We start from the raw sequence: 20,271 nt of genomic DNA, 5'->3' as shown, positions 1-20,271 counted from the left end.
ATGAGGGAATGGAATTTATGGATGGAATCTGTAAGACTAGAGAATGTGCCTGGGACGTGCTTCTTGCTGAAAGCATGAAAGATCAGGAAGCGACAGTGGAAGGAGCAATACACAGCATCCGTAATATGGGTGATGTGGCATTTGTGATACTTCGAAAAAAAGAGGGACTTTTTCAGACAGTATATGAGAACGACAAGACAAATGTTTCCATTCATGATCTGAAAGAGGCAATGTGTGTCCGCCTCACAGGAACTCTTCACGAGGAAGAAAGAGCACCTCACGGAAGAGAGCTTCGCATCAGCCATGTGGAGATCCTTTCCTCACCGGCAGAGCCACTTCCCCTGGCAATCGACAAATGGAAACTGAACACTTCTCTGGAGGCAAAACTGAACTATCGTCCCATCGCTCTGCGTAACGTGCAGGAGCGTGCAAAATTCAAGATCCAGGAAGCGCTGGTGCGTGCATTCCGTGATTATCTTTATGAAAAAGGATTCACTGAGATCCACACACCGAAGATTGGAGCTAGAGGTGCAGAGGGTGGCGCAAACCTGTTCAAGCTGAGCTACTTCCACAAACCGGCCGTCCTGGCACAGAGCCCACAGTTTTACAAACAGATGATGGTAGGTGTTTTTGACCGCGTATTTGAGACCGGTCCTGTATTCCGTGCAGAGAAACATAACACCAAACGTCATCTGAATGAATATACAAGCCTTGATTTTGAGATGGGCTATATCAACGGATTTGAAGATATCATGGAAATGGAAACCGGATTTCTTCAGTATGCAGTCGAGCTTCTGAAGAAAGACTACGCTCATGAACTTTCCATTCTGAAAGTGGAACTTCCGAAAGTAGACAAGATCCCGGCTGTACGTTTTGACAAAGCAAAAGAGCTGGTGGCTGAGAAATACAAACGTAAGATCCGCAACCCATACGATCTGGAGCCGGAAGAAGAAGCGCTGATCGGAAGATATTTCAAAGAAGAGTACGATGCGGATTTCGTTTTTGTCACACATTATCCGTCCAAGAAACGTCCGTTCTACGCAATGGATGATCCGGCAGATGAGAAATTTACATTAAGTTTTGACCTTCTGTTCAAAGGACTTGAGGTCACCACAGGCGGACAGCGTATCCATGATTATCAGATGCTGAAAGACAAGATCGCAGCCCGTGGCATGGACGAGGAAGGTATGGAGCAGTACCTGGATACTTTCAAACATGGAATGCCGCCTCACGGAGGACTTGGAATCGGACTGGAACGTCTTACCATGCAGATCCTGGGAGAGGAAAATGTTCGTGAGACCTGCCTGTTCCCACGTGATATGAACAGACTTGAGCCGTAATAAGGAGAAAAAAGATGGCAAAGATAATCGATGATGAAACAATGGAAAATGTCTGCATCCTGGCGAAGCTTTCTCTGACAGAGGACGAGAAGGAAAAGGCAAAAGAGGATATGCAGAAGATGCTGGACTATGTAGATAAGTTAAACGAGCTTGACACTTCTTCCGTAGAGCCTATGTCCCATATTTTTGAGGACGAAAACGTATTCCGTGAAGACGTTGTGACAAACGGCGACAACCATGAGGCAATGCTTGCCAACGCGCCGAAGCAGAAAGAAGATCAGTATCAGGTTCCGAAAACAATTGGATAAGACAGGAGACAGGACATGGATTTGGGAAAATTAACCGCATTACAGCTTGCGGAAAAGATCAAACAGCATCAGATAAGCGTCCTGGACGGTGTGAAATACGTATTTGACCAGATCGAGGCAAAAGAGGACAAAGTCCACGCTTATCTTGATACCTATAAAAAAGAAGCCTATGCAAGAGCAAAAGAAGTACAGAAAGGCATTGAGGACGGAACTTATACCGGACCTCTTGCCGGTGTACCCATCGCTATCAAGGATAATATCTGCATCAAGGGAAAAACAACCACCTGTGCATCAAAGATCCTTGAAAACTTCGTTCCACAGTACAATGCAGAAGTCATTGACCGTCTGGAAGAAGCAGGACTTGTAATTATCGGAAAAACAAATATGGATGAGTTTGCCATGGGAAGTACTACAGAGACTTCTGCCTATGGCGTGACCAGAAACCCGTGGGATCTGGAACACGTTCCGGGAGGATCTTCCGGTGGTTCCTGTGCGGCAGTGGCAGCAGGGGAAACTTACCTGGCACTTGGTTCTGATACCGGCGGTTCTATCCGTCAGCCAAGTTCCTACTGTGGTGTTACCGGAATCAAGCCAACCTACGGTACCGTATCTCGTTACGGACTGGTTGCCTATGCATCCTCTCTGGACCAGATTGGACCGGTTGGAAAAGACGTTGCGGACTGTGCGGCACTTCTTGAGATCATTGCCGGACACGATGCAAAAGACAGCACTTCCATGAAGAGAGAGGATCTTGATTTCTCCTCTTCCATGACAGATAAGATCGTGGGAATGAAATTCGGTGTGCCCAAGGAATATCTTTCCGAAGGCCTGAACCCTGAGGTAAAAGAGGCATTTATGAATACACTGAAAAGCCTTACCGAGATGGGTGCAGTGGTAGAATTTTTCTCCATGAAGACAACAGAATATATGATCCCTGCCTACTACATCATCGCCAGCGCAGAGGCCAGCTCCAACCTGGAGCGTTTTGACGGCGTGAAGTACGGTTTCCGTGCAAAAGAGTACGAGGGACTTCATGATATGTACAAAAAGACAAGAACCGAAGGTTTCGGCGAGGAAGTAAAACGTCGTATCATGCTGGGATCTTTCGTATTAAGCTCCGGTTACTACGATGCTTACTACCTGAAAGCACTTCGCACAAAAGCCCTCATCAAAAAAGAATTCGACCAGGCCTTTTCCAAATATGATGTCCTTCTTGCTCCGGCATCTCCGTTTACCGCGCCGAAGCTTGGAGAGAGCCTGAAAGACCCGCTTGCCATGTATCTTGGCGATATTTACACGGTAGCAGTAAACCTGTGCGGACTTCCCGGAATCACAGTTCCATGTGGAAAAGACGCAGCCGGACTTCCCATCGGAATCCAGATGATCGGTGACTGCTTCAAAGAAAACAATCTGTTCCGTGCGGCACACGCATATGAGAAAAAACGCGGCGATTTCGGAACAGCAATGGAAGGGGGAGAAAAGGCATGAAACAGTATGAGACAGTCATAGGACTTGAGGTGCATGTGGAGCTTGCCACAAAAACAAAGATCTTCTGCGGATGCTCCACAGAGTTCGGAGGTGCACCAAATACACATACCTGCCCGGTCTGCACCGGTATGCCGGGATCTCTTCCGGTCCTCAATAAAAAAGTGGTAGAGTTTGCCATCAAGGCAGGTCTTGCGGCAAACTGCCATATCCATCAGTACTGCAAGTTTGACCGTAAGAACTATTTTTACCCGGATAATCCTCAGAACTACCAGATCTCTCAGCTGTATCTGCCGATCTGCTATGACGGAGCCGTTGAGATCGAGACTTCCGCAGGCAAAAAGATCGTACGTATCCACGAGATGCATATGGAGGAGGATGCAGGTAAGCTGATTCATGATGAGTGGGAAGACTGCTCCCTGGTTGACTACAACCGAAGTGGCGTGCCGCTTATCGAGATCGTATCTGAGCCGGATATGAGAAGCTCCGAGGAGGTTATCGCATACCTGGAAAAACTTCGCTGCACCATGCAGTATCTTGGAGTTTCTGACTGCAAACTTCAGGAAGGCTCCATGCGTGCCGACGTTAACCTTTCTGTCCGTGAGGTAGGAAGTGAGACATTCGGAACAAGAACCGAGATGAAGAACCTGAACTCTTTTAAAGCTATTGCAAGAGCCATCGAGGGAGAGAGAGAGCGTCAGATCGAGCTTCTGGAAGAAGGCAGAGCCGTTGTCCAGGAAACAAGAAGATGGGATGACAACAAAGAGTCTTCCCATGCCATGCGTTCCAAAGAGGATGCCAAGGATTACCGTTATTTCCCGGACCCGGATCTTCCACCGATCCACATTTCCGATGCATGGATCGAAGAGCTGCGTGCTTCCATTCCGGAACTTCGTGAAGCCAAGATGGAACGTTATCAGAAAGAGTATGAGCTTCCGGCTTATGATGCGGGAATCCTTACGGAATCCAGACATCTGGCAGGACTTTTTGAGGAGACAGCCGTTCTTCTGGGAAATCCGAAAAAAGCAGCCAACTGGTTTATGGTGGAAGTTCTCCGTCTGACAAAGGACAAAGGTCTTGATCCGGAAAAAGTAAACTTTACACCGAAGCATCTGGCAGATCTTCTTTCCATGGTGGAGAAAAAAGAGGTCAGTGCACAGAATGCAAAAAAAGTATTTGAAAAAGTATTTGACGAGGATATTGATCCAGTTGTATATATAGAAGAAAAAGGTCTTAAGATCGTAGAAGACACAGGCCTTCTCACCGAAACTGTGAAAAAGATCGTAGATGCCAACCCCGGACCGCTGGCTGAACTTCTTGGCGGCAAGGATAAGGTTATGGGATTTTTCGTAGGACAGCTGATGAGAGAGCTGAAAGGCAAGGCAAATCCTGACAGCGTCAGAAAAGCACTGGCAGAGGAAATTGAGAGAAGGAGATAAAACACTATGGTTACAGTAAATCAGAACTATTTAAAACTTCCGGGAAGCTATCTGTTTTCCAATATTGCAAAGAAAGTAAAGGCATACAAGGAGGCCAATCCGGAATTTAAGGATTCCGTGATCAGCCTTGGAATCGGTGATGTGACACAGCCACTTGCACCGGCGATCATTGATGCCCTTCATAAATCTGTAGATGAGATGGCTCATGCGGAGACTTTCCACGGATATGCACCGGATCTTGGATATGAGTTCTTAAGAAGTGCCATTGCAAAAAATGATTATCAGTCCAGAGGATGCGACATCAGCGCAGATGAGATCTTTGTTTCCGACGGAGCTAAGAGTGATTCCGGAAACATCCAGGAGATCTTCGGACTGGATAACAAGGTTGCAGTCTGCGATCCGGTTTATCCTGTATACGTAGATACCAACGTTATGGCCGGACGTACAGGCCTTTATAACAAAGAGCGCGAGAACTTTGACGGTGTGATCTACATGCCGTGTAAAGAGGAGAACGGTTTCCTTCCGGAGATCCCGGCAGATGAAGTACCGGATCTGATCTATCTCTGCTTCCCGAACAACCCGACTGGTGGTGCCATCACAAAAGCTGCTCTTCAGGAGTGGGTTGACTACGCAAACAAAAACGGCTGCGTGATCATCTATGATGCAGCATATGAGGCATATATTTCTGAGGAAGATGTTCCACACAGCATTTATGAGTGTGAGGGTGCAAGAACCTGTGCCATCGAGCTTCGAAGCTTTTCCAAGAATGCAGGTTTCACAGGCGTTCGTCTTGGATTTACCGTAGTTCCGAAGGAACTGGTACGTGACGGCGTAGAGCTTCACAGCCTCTGGGCAAGACGTCACGGAACCAAGTTTAACGGTGCTCCGTATATTGTTCAGAGAGCAGGCGAGGCTGTTTATTCTCCGGAGGGAAAAGCACAGTTGAAAGAGCAGGTTGCTTACTATATGCGTAATGCGAAGACAATCCTTGAGGGACTTTCCGCAGCAGGATTTTCCGTATCCGGTGGAAAAAATGCTCCTTATATCTGGCTGAAAACACCAGATCAGATGACTTCCTGGGAGTTCTTTGACTATCTCCTTGAAAAAGCACATATCGTAGGAACCCCAGGTTCAGGCTTTGGTGCACACGGTGAGGGATACTTCCGTCTGACTGCATTCGGAAGCTATGAGAATACACTGGAAGCGATTGAGAGAATTAAAAATCTGTAATAAAAAGGGCGGAGCGGGTCTTCAGGGATCTGCTCCGATTTCTTTTCTGCTAAGGAAGGATTTTTTAAGTAAATTTAGGAAAATAATAATGAGGATTGCGAAAATTCATCATATCGTTTATAATTGTACAGGAAGTGAAGCGCAGACCACAGAGAGCCTGGTTTCATAAAAATTCACAAATTTACGCAATCACGAAAGGGGATTTTATCATGGGTATCAGAAGAGTAGAAAATATGTGCGGCGGTAAAGGCCATGTGATCATCAAAGACATTCTTGAGGGAGACGAGCTGAAAGGAAAATGTGGACTTTACGCACAGGTTACCATCGAGAAGGGCTGTTCCCTCGGATACCATGAGCATCATGGTGAGACAGAAACCTACTATATCTTAAGCGGTGAAGGCGAGTACGATGATAACGGTGTGAAACGCCCGGTAAAAGCCGGCGACATCACCATCACACCAGATGGAAAAGGACACGGCCTTACAAATACAGGAGAGACAGATCTTGTATTTATGGCACTGATCATTTTTGACTGATCCATATAGATGAAATAGAAGAAACAGAAGTGTGACAAGGGGCGGCTTTTTTGGAGGGCTGCCTCTTTTAATTGAACGAAATGTGCCAATTGTATAAATAAAAAATATTTTTCATTTTTTTTAGAAAAAAGTATTGACAGATAGAGAAGCCTTTGCTATACTATCACTTGTCGCGAGGGAGAAAATAAAAAATTCCAAAGAAATGCGAAATGCGATATGCGGAAGTGTCGGAACTGGCAGACGAGCAAGACTAAGGATCTTGTGAGCATTGCGCTCGTGTGGGTTCAAGTCCCATCTTCCGCATGATTGAGAGTGAAAGCCTTATAAACATAGGGTTTTCACTTTTTTTATTTCAAAAAAATCTGGAAAAAATCAGCACAAATTTCTCTGATGTAGTACAAAATCTTATGCAATTTTTGGCGATTAGGAGGAATAAAAGATGCGTAAAAGAATCCAGATGTCTAGTCAGAGCAATCTATCAATTCAAGAGGCACATGAACAATTTTTGAAGAAATGTGCTGTCAAAAATTTATCCGAAACTACAATTAAAACTTACAACGACCATTTTAAGATTTTTGCTAAATTTGCACATGAATCTCAACCAATTCGCAACATAAAACCTCAGATAGTAGATGATTATATCCTTTTTCTCAGAGATTCGTATAATTGGCAGGATGTAACTATTAATTCCCATCTGAGAAGTCTCAGAGCGTTTCTCTACTACTGCATGAGTATGAAGATGATGCCAGAATTTAAAATTCAACTCATTAAGGCAGAGAAGAAAATTAAAGAAACTTACTCGGATTCGGAGTTAGAACTTTTATTAAAGAAACCAAATTTGGCTTACTGTAACTTCACAGAATACAAAACTTGGGTATTTGAGAACTATCTGCTTGCAACAGGGAATAGAATTTCTACGGCTTTAAATGTCAAGATTCAGGATGTTGATTTGGAAAATGGTGTAATTCGGCTTGCTAAGACAAAAAACCGTAAACAACAATTAATTCCATTGTCCCATACTCTCTCTGAAATCCTTGTTGAATATATTGATGTGCGTGGCGGCAATCCAGACGATTACCTGTTTTGTGGTGCTTGTGGCGAAAAGGCGGCTACTCGCACATTTCAAGACAATGTAGCAAATTACAATCATAGGCGTGGAGTAATCAAGACCTCATGCCATGCGTTTCGTCATACATTCGCAAAGCATTGGATTTTAAACGGTGGTGATGTGTTCCGTCTGCAAAAGATTCTGGGTCACAGTGATCTGTCAGTAACAAGAGAATATGTCAATATGTTTGGACAGGATTTACAGATGGACTTTGAGCGTTTCAATCCTCTGGATAACCTGAGAGCCAACGAAAAGAAAGAAAAAATTACCATGAAAAAGTAAAAGCAGCCACGCCGCAAACGTGACTGCCTATCTCCGGCGTATTACCAGTACGACCGAAGCATAATTAAATATGTGATATTCAATTCTATCTTAGAGGAACTGAACTCATCTGTCAAGTATAAATATATGCTTGGTCTATTAAAGTCACCCTTTTTTAAAGAATTGGACAGGAATCTAATGTTACATCTGTATAAATAGAACATTGTTTCGGCAAGCATAAACAGTAAATTGTCGGGGTGGACTCGGTGCGTCTATCACTGAGTCCCTACCACAGGGGTTAAAGCGTGTGCAAGACCTCAATAAGCCTAACCAGACCGCCTATTGGTACGGATGGTTTGTACATTGGTTAAGAAGCATACGGGGGCTAATTGTGAGCCTAGACGTACTTAGGGAACACATGAACCATGGCAGTTTCAACACTGCGGAAATTGGCAAACATTGGAAACGGTGTGTGGTGAGGGCATGGCAGACCACCATGAAAAGCCAATGCAGAAATGCACTCATAGATTGTTACACTGCTCTACAGAAGAGGAAACCTCACGATAAGGCGGATTAAGCAGGGACAGAGTTTCTTTTTAGCACACAGGAAAACTCTGTCCTCTGATACGAATGTTTCCTACTCCTTGACGGATGATGCGCCTACGGCGTTGCAAAGTCAACCACTTTTTTAACAGCCAGAATATGCTGTATTCATAAGGGTTTCAGAGGGGATGTCCGATTTTCTTATTGTGTAGATGTATACGGAAGGGAAGTAAAACTGTCATCCGTTACACTAGACTTTTTTAAATGTCCGCAAACCCAGTATTTGCAGGGGGTTCAGGCACTATTACCAATTTTCTTATTATGTAATAGATATATACGAAAAACTGTTAAAAATGACCGTTTTTTGCATAGACTTAATTACTTTGATAACCTTGAAAGCCTTGGTATCATTGAGTTTCCGAACATGACGAAATATCCCCTTATGAGGAGAAAGAAAAAAGTATTGAAAAATGACCGTTTTTTGTACATACCTAGCAAATTTCATAGTCGAAATAGTTATATTTTACAAGGGTTTTCGGACTTTTGTTAATCCAACCTTATGAGGAGAAAGTACCTCATACCTGATTCAGGTATCTGGTTCAAACTAACATTGCATAAAAATATGAGATGGTCTACCATATATTTTTGTAAAATATGTCAAAAACTCAATAAAATCAAGGGTTTTCGGACTTTTATTACAACATCTTAAAAATAGAGAAAACGGACTAAGGGGGACGAGCAAAATGTGTAATGTCGATGCAGCAAATTTCAACCATGCACTATGGGCGAAATTCGGATCATGTCAACGAAGTTATGCGGTTTCCCGGACTTGAAATGTTTATATATGGAGAGCGATTTACAAAAAAACGAGTTAATTCATGCAAAAACGAGAGATTTTAACTCTCATATGAGTGTTGAAATTTAAGTTACTATGGAGAGGATTTGCAAAAATGGAGACAAATTCATGCAAAAATGAGTCATTTCGCCCTTAAATCTAGGGCGTTTTTTAAGTTACTATGGAGGGCTGCTAAAATGTAACGCTATGTCCCACCAGTTGAAAAATTGAGGAAAACGCCCATCATCCATGGTTGAAAATCAATGTATGGAAAATTAACTTTAAATCAAAAACACCCATAAATAATGGGAGAAAATTTTTTTTGAAATGTTTATATATGGAGAGGGAAGTTTTAAAATTACAAAAAAACAGGTAAATTCGCAAATAAATGGGTGATTTCGCCCTAAATTTAGAGCGAAATTTAAGTTGCTATGGAGAGGATGCGTGGACAGACCAAAAACGCCCATTATACATGGACGAAAAAATTATCTCCAAATCAGGAACACCCATTGCGCATGGGCGAAAATATTTTTTCATTTGTGGCTATATGGAGAACGATATTTTTACTTAGTAACTATGTTAAGAATTGTCAAAAAGTTGGTATGATTAAGGCTTTCAGAGATTCTGACAATGGGTCTAATATGGAGAAAAACAGCCGAAAATACAAAATTCAGACCGATTGAAAAATCCAATAACCACAAGGGTTTTCGGGATTCGGGCAACGTATTTATGCGGTTTTCGGGACTTCATTTGTAGCAATATGGAGAGCAACATTTTTTTATGCAACTTTGTTTCGCAGAAAGGACGGTGATAGATTGAACAGCACTAACACAACCAAGCGATTATTTAACAGAACACTCAACCACGAAAAGATTGAGATAACAAACTACTATACATCTGAAATTTACAATGTATTCTTTAGAAAGAACGACCGTAGCACCACTCCGCAAGGTAAGGTGAGACTATTTTACCCTTGCACAACAAACATCAAAATTGGCACGATTTTCTCTTTATATAATAAAGGAAAATATTTGGTTGTGTCACAGGACTCTGATGAGAACAGCGTTTACTATACTTCATTAGCAATCCGCTGTGATGAGATATTCAAGGTCAAGTACAATAATACCCTTGTGAGCGTCCCATTTGTGCTTTCAAGCGAAGTTTATGACGTATCTGAAAATTCCACCATTAGCATCATTGATGGCTCTATAATCGCTTATACGGGGCTTACAGAAGCAACTAAAGACATGGCAGGAACTTATAATGTTTTTGGTGGCACCTATGAGATCAAGAACTCATTTATTCGGGGTGGATTGATTTACTATTATTTAAAACGCACAGCCAAAGAGACAAATACATTAACCTATACGGGCTTGACAGAACTTGATACATCTACAGGAGCATATCAGTTGACATATGAAGCCAAGACAAATGGTAATGTCGTTAATGATCCGATACTGACATATGTAACATCTGCGCCAGACATTGCAACTGTATCTGACACAGGTATGCTCATTTTCCGACAAGCAGGAACAGTTACCATCACAGCAACGTGGATCGAGAAAGATGTGGAGTGCATCACAGAATTTACTCTGACAGGTGACGCACCTGATCCGAATAAGGTGAACGTTACAATTACAGGCGGTGACACTCTCCGTTACGGCAGAGCAAAAACATGGACTGTTACTTTCACAGATTATACTGGTACAACTGTAGAGAAAACAGATTTTAGTTGGAATGTTATATCAAATTTTACGGTGACCCAAACAATTACAGGTAATAAAATAAAATTAGAATGCTCAGACGGAAAAGCAATTGATAAAATATTTACGCTGCAAGTATTAGATTCAAATGGAACAATACTTGCTGAACAGATTATTACTATCACAGGATAATGAGCGTTCCCAGATTGGGGAATGCTTAAAATAAAAATCACATTGGGACGGTGATACTAACTAGGGCTAAGTTAAACTTAGGGGTAGGGAGTCTAGCCGCAACAAGGAAAGGATTACAAAATGGAACTAAAAATTGAAGGATTAACACCAGAACAGATGGAACAGGTAAACAAACTCATCCAGAGTGAAACAGACAAGGTTCGCACCGACTACAGTACTCGCCTGAGGACTGCAAGTGAGGAACTTGCCAAGTACAAACCTGCTGAAAAATCTGATTCTGAAAAGGCTCTCGAAGCAAGATTATCTGCTCTTGAAGCCAAGGAAAAAGAAATTGCCGACAAGGAACGATCAATGCAGATTGCTTCTAAGTTAAAAGCGAAAGGACTGCCGGAGACACTGGCACAGTATCTAAACGTAGGTGAGGACATTGATGGAGCTATTGATAAGGTAGGTGCATCATTAGGCAACTACTTTCTCAACGGGAGTAACAAGCCTTCCAACCATCAGACAAACAGAGGACTCACAAAGGAAGATTTTAAGAAAATGTCCTACGCAGAAAGGGCAAAACTTTTTCAAGAAAATAATGAATTGTATAAGGCACTTAGTAACTAAGGACTGATTTATTCAGTTCTTTTTTTATGCAGAAAGGACTGAAACATGGACTTAAATGGAATCCAACAAGCCATTAGCACATTTGGATTTCCTATTGCTTGTGTAATTTTTCTGGCTTGGTTTATCTGGAAGATTTGGAATCAACAACAGGATCAGAACCAGAACCGAGAAGAAAAACTATATGAATTTTTAGGAAAAGCCAATGTGCTTAATGAACAATTAACAAAGACAAATTCAGATTTTGTAGATGTCTTGAACACATACAAATCTGACTTAGAAACTATCAAACACGATGTAACTGAAATTAAACAATCAACTATTAAGAAAGATTGAGGTAAATGAATATGAGTACAATTAACACAAAATTAATCGTTCCAGAGGTTTATTCTGCTTTAGTAAGAGAAAAAATTACAGGAAAATGCAAGGTGGCACAGTTCGCCGTGACAAAAGGTAATCTCATGGGTCAAGCCGGAGAAACAGTTAAATTCCCTGCTTATAAATATGTGGGCGATGCTTCCGATTGGACAATCGGTACTGCTATGACAGCCGGAGAACTGGAACAAACAACTACATCCGCAACAATTAAAGCAATCGCAGCACCAGGCGTAAATATTTATGATTACGATGATGCGGTTGCGATGGGTCAGCAAATTAATGAAGCCGCTTCTCAGCAAGCCGTTTCTATCGCCAGAAAGATGGACACAGATGCGATTGATGCTTGTCTTACTTCTCCATTAAAGAAGAAACTTGCAGCAAAGAACACTGTAACACAGGATGAACTTATTGCAATGCTTGGTCTTTACGGGGATGATAGAGACTCCGCAGATTTTGATGCCATTGTAATTCATAGTGCATTTGCACCAAGTTTCTATGCTATGGATATGTTTGTAAGTCGTGAAAAAACTATGACAAAAGATGGCAATGGTATCGCAGTAAATGGTGTTATCGGCTACTTTTTAGATATTCCCATTGTGCTGAGCGATAGACTTTATGACACAACTTCTCAGGAAGGTTTCATCCTCATGATGAAGAAAAATGCTCTGTCCTTACTTCCAAAAGAATCTCCATTCACAGAGGTTGCAAGGGACGCTTCTAAACGACTTAGCACCATCTTTACATCTGATTTTTATGCAATGGCACTGACTGACGATACCGCCGTTGTATACGCAAAGAACGTAATCGGCTGATAGAGGGCTCCCCTGTTTTGGGGCATAGATAAGGGGGACGCAAATTTGTGTCTCCCTACAGGAAAGGAGCAAGCAAAATGCTAGACGGAGGAAAACTTAAATTCCTGCGATATATGCACGGGAAAACGCAAAAACAAGTTGCGGATTGGTGTGATGTCAACCTGCGCTTCGTTAAGGGAGTTGAGCGCAATGAATATAATCCTTCGCAGGAAGTTTACGAAGCGTGGCTCAATTGCATTTATGGCATTGGTGAGCCGCTAAAAAGAGAAAAATCAACGCAGGAATCTCAACCTGTACCGAAAAGTACGGGTTCAAAAAGTCCATCCAAGAGACGGACAACAAAAAATAAGGCATAAAGGAAGTATCAGATATGAATGGTGCTGAGTTTAGAAAGTGGCGAAGAAATAAAGAATATACGCAGCAGATGGTCGCAGATTTTTGCAAATGTCATAAAAGCACCATTTGTAGGTTTGAAAAAGGTCAGATTGAGTTACTGCCACATCTGATGGAACAACTCAATAAATTTATAAGCCACTATGAAAACTTATAATAAATGCAAAAATTAACCAAATAACGGTAGAAAGGTAAGGTGAAATAAATTGCTTAAATGCAACTATTTCGCCTTTATTTTTGTTTGCCGTATGAGTGATTTATTTCACCCATATGGTGACAAGAATGAAAGCGAATTACAGAAAATTATTATTACAAGGAAATAAATGGATTGACGGATCAGATGAATACGGATTAATTCTCACTGATGATTTGGACTCACTTCTATCCTGCTCCATCCTCAAACAGGTAAAAGGATGGGACGTTGAGCAGGTGATGATTTTTAAGTATGACAAGAATCAAAATTTTGATGCACATGGTATAACCAAGAACGCCACACATGAAGCAATTGGCGTTGATTTAGCACTTACAAATGGAAAATGTTTTGACAATCATCTGACTCAATTCAAATGGAATGGCACAAGTAATCCAGAAAGTATTAACCTTAACAGGATTGCAGGAATTTCCAGAGATAAATATTACAGAAAATATAACCTCTCTACTGTCCTGCTTTTATGGTCTTTATATGACCTGCCAAAAGAGAAACTGTCAGATGAATTAATGATGTTGCTTATAGCAATTGATGGCTCATTCCAAGGATTTTATACAGAAGAAAAATATGTATGGATTCATAAACATTGGCTGGTAGATGTACTTGACCTACCAGAGTTTTATGAGTGTGAAAAGCGTCATACTAAAGATGAATTTAAGGAAATTCAGAAAAAATATAACATCCATAAAGGCTATGGAAAAATCACATTGAAAAATGGTTATCTCAGTACAGATATAGATATAGAAAGAGTTAATGATGTACTGGGATGGGACACAGATATTGTGGTTGAATTACCTACAGATGGATTCAAAAAGAAAGCAATTTACAGAGATTGTATGAGAAGTATTGATGATTCTACCAGAAGTATAAGCAAGTTTTCTGATGATGTATTTTCGTATGCTTTAACCAATAAATACACAGTAAATTATTCAGAAAGGATTGAGGAAAAATGCGATATACAGAAACAAGTAGCATAATAATTTACTCCGGCAAAATTGCAAATGAACTACTCCGGCGAGGTCACAGGATCGTGAAGGTCATGCCAGACAGGAGAAATAAGATTAAGACAGTATTTATCTTTGCAAATGATGAATGTATTGTGCAGGATGTGGATGAACTCACACGACCAAATGATAGTGAAATTTTTGCAAGCCTAGATTAAATCTAGGGTGTCATGTTTCGTCATTCCCGTTGTCAACGAAAACTTTTCGCTCACGCCGTGAATACAACCGAAATTCTTACAAGAAAACAGGGGATAAACCGTAAATCCGGCTCTATCTCACGGTCATCTTTTCGACTTATCTAATGGTTATTTCGACCGTGAAATTGTGGAGTGAGAAAAGCAAATCCGAAACTTTCGGACTTGAAATAAATTTACATAGGAAAGGAATCAAAAAAATGAGAAAAACAATTGTAATTTTTTCAGCAAGTAAGGCACGAGAACTACTAAAGAATGGATTTCAGATTATTGACATCAAGCCACATCATGATGATCCTACAAAGAAACAATCAGTTTTCGTATTTAAGTACGATGATAGAATTAATGATTTTATCTAATTCATTTCTGCTGAAAAATTTCCCAACAAAAAAGAGAAAAAATAAATAGGTGCTTACAGATTGATGCAATCCATTTGACTGTTCCGCTAATGCTGCACAGATCAAATGTCTTGTGATTCACATGAACATTTCCAAAACTGGACAGTTGAGAAATACAGATTAAAGAACACTAAAGTACGTTTCAACTGTCAAAAAATGGAAAAAGAACGAAGGTACAGGTAAATGAAAGCACAAGTGAAAGAAAAAAGTGAGATTTCCTTCACAAAGTGTGTGAGAGAATGAGCGCAAGCGAATGAGCGAATGCACTTTGCATCAATCTGTATGCCCGAATCCAATTGTACAAAAAAGGAGTCATAAAAAATGCTAGAATTAAACAAGGAATACACTTACAAAGAAATTTGTGAGGAATTAAAATGGAAAGTTTCAGATGGAAATTCAAAGAAAGCACAAATCAGAGAGATAGAATCTGCTTATAAGTTTTTCCACCCAGAAAATAAGAAAACACATAAACCCAAGAAATCATATATTTTTACAGAAATGCTTCGGGAGTTACAAAAACCATCGGTAAAAAATAATGGTGGATGTCATAATGATAAAAATATTTCACCTATGATGGAGTACCTTAGAGTAATATTCTCTGATGAGAGGTTGCATGAACAACCATTTACGATGACAAATTTGTTTTGCAATGTCATGAAATTTATGAGAAAAAGTTGCTACGAAAAAGGATATGCCGAAGATGATGAACTTTTGAATTATTGCCAAAGAAATTATATCTATAATCCAAATTTATTCAAGGCTTATTCCGCTACCATCAAAAAAGTTTTAAAAGAAATCACTTTAAATGCGATTACGGCATTAGGCAAAAAGAATCTTGCTGAATATGAGGATGGATATATCTTTTACTACAAGATGGCAAAGTCAGATGATCGTATTCTTGGTAATATTTTTTCTGATTATATTAATGATGAAGTCATTGAGGTTGAAAGAAAAATTTGTGAAGAATTTAATGAAAAACACAATTTGTCCTCTAAGATGAAAGGACGACAGTTACTGAGGAAGATATATGCGTCAAAAGCATTACGGGAACAATTTGACAGAGAAAAATGTGCTGAACTGATGAAACATGAGGATGCTATCAGAGACTTAAATGGTGTGATTGAAGAAACATATCAATTTAGTTTTAGTATTCAGTACATAGATGAGGATAGACCACTTATTTCTTATTACAGAGCAGTGAGTATTAACGATATGGAAAAACTCACACTTACAGATAATGAAGTATGGAATCTTGCGAAAAAGATATGTCATATTGTTGTGAATAAGAGCCGAAAATCATTTTTCCAAGACAAACGCAACAGAAAATATGATACTTTTGAGGATATGCAGGATATGGTTGTTACGGAACATCTGCTGTTTAAAAATGGTCTGTTGGATGGTCTTGTGAATGAAAATGCAGATTATGATCTGGTTGTACTGGATGAGAACGGTAAACCAGAACTATGGACTGAGAATTGGGGACTTCCAGATGTAATGGGATTTTAACGGGGGTTCTGCTGGAACCGCACCCAAAATATAAATGCTGTCGGTTTAGAACGCTAAATTGACCGATAGCTTCGGTTTAGAAACAGAAACGAACGGAAGTAATATTTAGTTTACTTCTATAGATAGGACGGAGGTCTTTTTTATAAGACTTCCGTTATTTTTATACATAAAAAAGGAGCAAAAAAATGACAGAACAAGAAATTAAATGGGAAAATGAAAAATTTGAAATGAAGAAAAGGAGTTTCGAGTTGATGCTTCAAATGCGGGACTATCTCGATAAGATGACAGAAACGTGTAATAAATCATTAGAAATCTTGAAAGGAGTGAGATAAAATGCCAGCATATAAATCAGAAAATCCAAATCCTACAACATTAATCGCCAAAATGACAAAAGTTTGTCCTTACTATGTCGGGAAGTATGTGGAGTGGTATCTTACTCCACCAGATGAAAGGCAATCATGGGATGACTTATGCAAATGCGATAATCATTTCCAAAATAAATCTGGTGAAAATAGAACAGAAAAATTCTGCAAAGAGAACTGGTTGGTTCGTGAGGACGCACAAGCAGCCATTAAGATTTACATGAAACATATGCAGACAGTCAACACCATGAAGATTTATCAGAAGATGCTTGATAAGGCTCTTTCTGGTGATGTACAGGCGGCTAAGTATATACAAGACTTCCATGCAAGTAAGTTCTTCGAGGATGAACAGGATGAAATCAATGACTTCCTTAATACAGTAAATATTCCAAAATTAAAGAAAACTAGGGGGTGATTGTAATGGCACTCTCAAGACAAAATATGGAAAAATTAAGATGGTTGTGGGCTGACGAGAATAAGATTGAATGGATTGAAACTTTTTTGAAAATTGCAGATAAAGAGGGAAAAATTGTTCCGTTCATCCTGACTGATGAGCAAAGAGCATTTGTCTCTGGACTGGAACACAAGAATATCATTTCTAAATCAAGGCAGTTGGGGTTATCAGTTGTTTGTGCCGCATTGAGTATCAGAAAGTGCATCGTGCAGGACAACACAACTTGTGTGCTTATCTCTCACTCTCAGGAGTCTACAAACAAAGTATTTGCTAAATTAAAGCAACAATTCTACTCTCTTCCCGATTGGTTGCGTCCTGATTTGTTGACTAATAACAGGCAAGAATTAACCTTCACAAATGGCAGTAGAATCTCTTGCCAGACAGCAGGTAATAAGGACTTGTGCCGTGGTGACACAATAAACGGAATTTTACATATGAGTGAATATGCGCTGTGGAAGAATCAAGACGGACAGTTACAATCTCTTATGCAAGCAAGCACAGAATCAGCGCAAATTATTATTGAGTCCACTACAAAAGGATTTAATAAATTTACAGAGTTATATATGCAGGCAGTAAACAATGAGAACGATTTCAAGTCGTTCTTTTTTAATTTCATCAATGGTCGTGCGTTATTTGAGAATCAGTATAAGCAATCTGTTAAGTATTATAAGGCAAGGCATGGTGGAAAGATGCTCACTGAGGATGAATACGATGACGAGGAAAAATATCTAGCAAAATTAGGCATGACACCAGATCAAGCCGTATGGCGCAGGGGAAAGATTGCAGAATCTTCTCTGGATGCTTTTCACGAGGAATTTCCATCAACATTTGAGGAATCTTGTATTGTAACGGGAAGTAGTGTCTTTGACAACAGTCGTGTTATAAGGATTCAGCAGGCACTTACGGAGAAGAAAATCAAACCGCTGTCACTTGATAAGATTGTGGGATTACCACAGTTATTAAGACCCTATGTGCAGAATAAATCCTTGCTTATATGGGATGTTCCGAAGTATGGAGTTAAATATTACGCAGGAATTGATGTATCTGAGGGACTTGGTGGAAAACATGACTATTCTACTATATTTATGGTGAATGCTGATGGTAAACAGGTACTGGAATTTAGAAACAATAAGATAAAACCATACATTTTTGCCGATGTTTGTGATGCAGTCGGCAGATGGTACAACAAGGCTCTGCTGACAGTTGAAAAAGCAAGTGGTGGTCACTCAGTAATTGAAAGACTCAGATATGACAAGCATTATATGAACATGACAAAATATAAGACGTATGACGAATATAATCGCACTGTTTGGCAGGTTGGATTTAGCACCAATAATAAGACAAAAAGCATTGCGGTTAATGATGCCCGTGAGTGGTTCGAGAAAGGTCTTATTGCTATCAAGAGTAATAATTTATTAGAAGAAATGAAAACGTTTGTGGCTCAGGACAACGGTGCTTTTAACGCCGTAATTGGGTCACATGATGACTTGGTATCAGGATTCTGGCTGTGCATTCAAGGCATGAAGAACGGCTTTTGGTATCCATTTTAGAAGAAAGGAGTTAAGATGATTTCAGATTATATACAAAAACAATACGGAAATAATCCGAAGTGGTTCATGGAGGAAGTCAACCAACACAATCATGCTGCAAGAATCGCTGATGTTGTTGCTAATCGTGACTATCTTGCGGGACGACACAAGGTATTAAATCGTGAGGACTCTTATTATAAAGGTAAGAAGTACATTACAAGAAAAACGATACTGAATTACGCTAAAACAGTGATTCGATTCCATGACACATTTCTGCTTGGAAATCCTGTCAGTTTATCCTGTCAGGACAGTGAAACACTAAAGACATTTAATGATATTTACAAATTAGGTCAATACGAGACAGTTGACTATCAGATTATTGATAGAGTCAATAAATTTGGTGATTCTTATGAGGTTATTTATGTCGAGGACAGTGTGATTAAATCTAAGGTGCTGGACAGTGCTTGCTGCTATCCTGTTTACGATGATAAAGGGGAATATGTTGCATTTATTGAACATTGGACAGATGTTTATACTCATGTTGCTTACTGGAATGTTTACTATCCTACATATGTAGAGTGTTGGTCAAATGACGGTGGGGATGAGCATTTAGTGAGTACCACCATGAGTATTGGACTGCCTATCCATTACCATAATTTCTCTGATAAAGATTATAATTTTGGCGAGTCAATGCTTACGGATATTAAGCCCATTATGGACGAATTAGAGGATTTATTAAGTAAGTTCTCCGACAGTATCTATACAAACACCATGAATGTGCTACCAATTGCTACGGGACAATATATTGAATCTTCAATTCCTGCTGATGCTACAGGATATGTGCTTAATCTTGACAATGGAGATTTCAAGTATGCTTCTTGTAATATGGACTACAATTCTATTAAACTCTTACTTGATAATCTCAAACAGATGTTGAATGATATTGCTTGCATTCCGTCAGTTTTAGGTAGTTCTACTTCGATTGCTAATATCTCAGAAGTAGCCATGAAAATCTTATTCGCTATGGCTGAGGTCAATGCTAATGAATGTAAGAAGTGGCTGAACACTGGATTTAAGCAAAGATTTAAAACGTTCCAGAAGATTTTGAATATGCAAGGTATCAGTGTTGGATGTGACGTTGATGTTGTTTATAACGTGGCTATGCCAGTTGCAGGATCGGAAATGATTTCTAATTTAAAAGCATTACAGGAAATGGGAGCAGTGTCAGTTGATACAATCATGGAGAAAGTAGACCTTGTGAGTGATCCTGAGGTTGAGAAGGTTAGATTGAAAAATGAGAAAAGTGTTGTAATTCCTAGTAATGCAGTAGGAATTGAATGAGGATGATACTGCGGGTGTAGGTACTTAGTGCTTTAGTGTGGTGAAGTACAATCAAAAAATTTGGTTCTATAGAATTGAGCATTTTATCTAATTCATAGTGATA

The 20,271-nt window shown here is 40.0% G+C and carries 20 protein-coding genes and 1 tRNA gene; all 21 read left to right on the top strand.

Annotated features, from left to right (window positions below; all coding sequences use genetic code 11):
• The first annotated feature begins 8 nt into the window (after positions 1–8).
• Positions 9–1,340, top strand: coding sequence for an aspartate--tRNA(Asn) ligase (aspS, locus tag KQI39_RS08895; protein WP_216417883.1), 1,332 nt, complete (start codon positions 9–11; stop codon positions 1,338–1,340).
• 14 nt (positions 1,341–1,354) lie between these two features.
• Positions 1,355–1,648 carry an Asp-tRNA(Asn)/Glu-tRNA(Gln) amidotransferase subunit GatC gene (gene gatC / locus KQI39_RS08890; protein WP_216417881.1) on the top strand — a complete coding sequence of 98 codons (294 nt, stop codon included), beginning with the start codon at positions 1,355–1,357 and terminating at the stop codon, positions 1,646–1,648.
• A gap of 15 nt (positions 1,649–1,663) precedes the next feature.
• A complete protein-coding gene (gatA, locus tag KQI39_RS08885; RefSeq protein WP_119247985.1) occupies positions 1,664–3,136 on the top strand; it encodes an Asp-tRNA(Asn)/Glu-tRNA(Gln) amidotransferase subunit GatA in 1,473 nt (490 codons plus the stop codon).
• Positions 3,133–4,572: an Asp-tRNA(Asn)/Glu-tRNA(Gln) amidotransferase subunit GatB gene (gene gatB / locus KQI39_RS08880; protein ID WP_216417879.1), complete on the top strand. Its 1,440-nt coding sequence runs from the start codon at positions 3,133–3,135 to the stop codon at positions 4,570–4,572. Before gatA ends, gatB begins: the two co-directional genes overlap by 4 nt.
• Positions 4,573–4,578: 6 nt before the next feature.
• Entirely contained in the window at positions 4,579–5,802 is a 1,224-nt protein-coding gene (locus tag KQI39_RS08875; RefSeq protein WP_216417877.1) for an LL-diaminopimelate aminotransferase, read from the top strand.
• Between the two features lie 209 nt (positions 5,803–6,011).
• On the top strand, positions 6,012–6,338 hold the full coding sequence (locus KQI39_RS08870; RefSeq protein WP_118062612.1) for a cupin domain-containing protein: 327 nt from the start codon (positions 6,012–6,014) through the stop codon (positions 6,336–6,338).
• A gap of 218 nt (positions 6,339–6,556) precedes the next feature.
• Positions 6,557–6,641: transfer RNA gene (locus KQI39_RS08865), tRNA-Leu, on the top strand.
• Positions 6,642–6,777: 136 nt separating this feature from the next.
• Entirely contained in the window at positions 6,778–7,728 is a 951-nt protein-coding gene (locus KQI39_RS08860) for a tyrosine-type recombinase/integrase (protein WP_216417875.1), read from the top strand.
• Positions 7,729–9,900: 2,172 nt separating this feature from the next.
• On the top strand, positions 9,901–10,980 hold the full coding sequence (locus KQI39_RS08855; protein ID WP_216417873.1) for a hypothetical protein: 1,080 nt from the start codon (positions 9,901–9,903) through the stop codon (positions 10,978–10,980).
• A 120-nt stretch (positions 10,981–11,100) separates the two neighbouring features.
• Positions 11,101–11,592 (top strand): hypothetical protein, encoded by a 492-nt coding sequence (locus KQI39_RS08850; protein WP_216417871.1) that lies wholly within the window; start codon positions 11,101–11,103, stop codon positions 11,590–11,592.
• Between the two features lie 45 nt (positions 11,593–11,637).
• Positions 11,638–11,925 (top strand): hypothetical protein, encoded by a 288-nt coding sequence (locus tag KQI39_RS08845; RefSeq protein WP_216417869.1) that lies wholly within the window; start codon positions 11,638–11,640, stop codon positions 11,923–11,925.
• 11 nt (positions 11,926–11,936) lie between these two features.
• Positions 11,937–12,779 carry a hypothetical protein gene (locus KQI39_RS08840; protein ID WP_216417867.1) on the top strand — a complete coding sequence of 281 codons (843 nt, stop codon included), beginning with the start codon at positions 11,937–11,939 and terminating at the stop codon, positions 12,777–12,779.
• Positions 12,780–12,856: 77 nt separating this feature from the next.
• Positions 12,857–13,135, top strand: a complete 279-nt coding sequence (locus tag KQI39_RS08835; RefSeq protein ID WP_216417865.1) for a helix-turn-helix transcriptional regulator — start codon at positions 12,857–12,859, stop codon at positions 13,133–13,135.
• Between the two features lie 14 nt (positions 13,136–13,149).
• Positions 13,150–13,329, top strand: a complete 180-nt coding sequence (locus tag KQI39_RS08830; RefSeq protein ID WP_216417863.1) for a helix-turn-helix domain-containing protein — start codon at positions 13,150–13,152, stop codon at positions 13,327–13,329.
• A 125-nt stretch (positions 13,330–13,454) separates the two neighbouring features.
• Positions 13,455–14,357, top strand: a complete 903-nt coding sequence (locus KQI39_RS08825; RefSeq protein WP_216417861.1) for a hypothetical protein — start codon at positions 13,455–13,457, stop codon at positions 14,355–14,357.
• A 328-nt stretch (positions 14,358–14,685) separates the two neighbouring features.
• A complete protein-coding gene (locus tag KQI39_RS18020; protein WP_442860758.1) occupies positions 14,686–14,937 on the top strand; it encodes a DUF5659 domain-containing protein in 252 nt (83 codons plus the stop codon).
• 360 nt (positions 14,938–15,297) lie between these two features.
• The gene (locus KQI39_RS08820) at positions 15,298–16,482 is read left to right on the top strand and encodes a hypothetical protein (protein WP_216417859.1); all 1,185 of its coding nucleotides are present in this window, start codon (positions 15,298–15,300) and stop codon (positions 16,480–16,482) included.
• Positions 16,483–16,667: 185 nt separating this feature from the next.
• Positions 16,668–16,814, top strand: a complete 147-nt coding sequence (locus KQI39_RS08815; RefSeq protein ID WP_216417857.1) for a hypothetical protein — start codon at positions 16,668–16,670, stop codon at positions 16,812–16,814.
• 1 nt (position 16,815) lies between these two features.
• Entirely contained in the window at positions 16,816–17,259 is a 444-nt protein-coding gene (locus KQI39_RS08810; protein ID WP_216417855.1) for a hypothetical protein, read from the top strand.
• 5 nt (positions 17,260–17,264) lie between these two features.
• Positions 17,265–18,848 (top strand): phage terminase large subunit family protein, encoded by a 1,584-nt coding sequence (locus KQI39_RS08805; protein ID WP_216417852.1) that lies wholly within the window; start codon positions 17,265–17,267, stop codon positions 18,846–18,848.
• A gap of 15 nt (positions 18,849–18,863) precedes the next feature.
• On the top strand, positions 18,864–20,168 hold the full coding sequence (locus KQI39_RS08800) for a phage portal protein (RefSeq protein ID WP_216417850.1): 1,305 nt from the start codon (positions 18,864–18,866) through the stop codon (positions 20,166–20,168).
• Positions 20,169–20,271: the final 103 nt, after the last annotated feature.

The organism is Blautia sp. MSJ-36 (assembly GCF_018917985.1).
In the GTDB taxonomy this organism is placed as follows: Bacteria; Bacillota; Clostridia; order Lachnospirales; family Lachnospiraceae; genus Blautia_A.
The sequence above is the reverse complement of the archived record's forward strand: the minus strand, read 5'-3'. Positions and strand labels throughout refer to the sequence as shown.

Coding starts and splice junctions, on each gene's coding strand:
- aspS (WP_216417883.1), top strand. CDS start 9: ATGGAATTTATGGATGGAATCTGTAAGACTAGAGAATGTGCCTGGGAC.
- gatC (WP_216417881.1), top strand. CDS start 1,355: ATGGCAAAGATAATCGATGATGAAACAATGGAAAATGTCTGCATCCTG.
- gatA (WP_119247985.1), top strand. CDS start 1,664: ATGGATTTGGGAAAATTAACCGCATTACAGCTTGCGGAAAAGATCAAA.
- gatB (WP_216417879.1), top strand. CDS start 3,133: ATGAAACAGTATGAGACAGTCATAGGACTTGAGGTGCATGTGGAGCTT.
- KQI39_RS08875 (WP_216417877.1), top strand. CDS start 4,579: ATGGTTACAGTAAATCAGAACTATTTAAAACTTCCGGGAAGCTATCTG.
- KQI39_RS08870 (WP_118062612.1), top strand. CDS start 6,012: ATGGGTATCAGAAGAGTAGAAAATATGTGCGGCGGTAAAGGCCATGTG.
- KQI39_RS08860 (WP_216417875.1), top strand. CDS start 6,778: ATGCGTAAAAGAATCCAGATGTCTAGTCAGAGCAATCTATCAATTCAA.
- KQI39_RS08850 (WP_216417871.1), top strand. CDS start 11,101: ATGGAACTAAAAATTGAAGGATTAACACCAGAACAGATGGAACAGGTA.
- KQI39_RS08845 (WP_216417869.1), top strand. CDS start 11,638: ATGGACTTAAATGGAATCCAACAAGCCATTAGCACATTTGGATTTCCT.
- KQI39_RS08840 (WP_216417867.1), top strand. CDS start 11,937: ATGAGTACAATTAACACAAAATTAATCGTTCCAGAGGTTTATTCTGCT.
- KQI39_RS08835 (WP_216417865.1), top strand. CDS start 12,857: ATGCTAGACGGAGGAAAACTTAAATTCCTGCGATATATGCACGGGAAA.
- KQI39_RS08830 (WP_216417863.1), top strand. CDS start 13,150: ATGAATGGTGCTGAGTTTAGAAAGTGGCGAAGAAATAAAGAATATACG.
- KQI39_RS08825 (WP_216417861.1), top strand. CDS start 13,455: ATGAAAGCGAATTACAGAAAATTATTATTACAAGGAAATAAATGGATT.
- KQI39_RS18020 (WP_442860758.1), top strand. CDS start 14,686: ATGGTTATTTCGACCGTGAAATTGTGGAGTGAGAAAAGCAAATCCGAA.
- KQI39_RS08820 (WP_216417859.1), top strand. CDS start 15,298: ATGCTAGAATTAAACAAGGAATACACTTACAAAGAAATTTGTGAGGAA.
- KQI39_RS08815 (WP_216417857.1), top strand. CDS start 16,668: ATGACAGAACAAGAAATTAAATGGGAAAATGAAAAATTTGAAATGAAG.
- KQI39_RS08810 (WP_216417855.1), top strand. CDS start 16,816: ATGCCAGCATATAAATCAGAAAATCCAAATCCTACAACATTAATCGCC.
- KQI39_RS08805 (WP_216417852.1), top strand. CDS start 17,265: ATGGCACTCTCAAGACAAAATATGGAAAAATTAAGATGGTTGTGGGCT.
- KQI39_RS08800 (WP_216417850.1), top strand. CDS start 18,864: ATGATTTCAGATTATATACAAAAACAATACGGAAATAATCCGAAGTGG.